1 protein-coding gene is annotated in these 244 nt (G+C 49.6%); it reads left to right on the top strand.

The annotated features are described in order from the left end of the window. Positions 1-227, top strand: a 227-nt coding sequence (locus DMA14_RS22830; protein WP_203418201.1) for a hypothetical protein, incomplete at its 5' end; no start/stop codon positions are given. Between the last annotated feature and the right edge of the window lie 17 nt (positions 228-244).

Below are 244 nucleotides of genomic sequence, written 5' to 3'. Positions count from 1 at the left end.
ATTGGGAGCTTCATCCCGCTATCCGCTTCAATCTTTTGTGGCCGAACCCCGGCCCCAAAAGGATTTCCGCTCCTATCGGGGCTATGGGCTCGGTTTTTCAGAGGGAGCTTTCGGCAGACGGGCCCCTTAAAAAGAATGGGAAATCGGCAGAAAGAAGAGGGAAGGGCTGGAAATTCCCTAAAAAACGAAAGCCTGATCCGTTAAAAAATGCCGAAAAGGCATGTTAAGGAAGAAAAATCCCACA

The organism is Flavobacterium sharifuzzamanii (assembly GCF_003254585.1).
GTDB classification, from domain to species: domain Bacteria; phylum Bacteroidota; class Bacteroidia; order Flavobacteriales; family Flavobacteriaceae; genus Flavobacterium; species Flavobacterium sharifuzzamanii.
The sequence above is the reverse complement of the archived record's forward strand: the minus strand, read 5'-3'. Positions and strand labels throughout refer to the sequence as shown.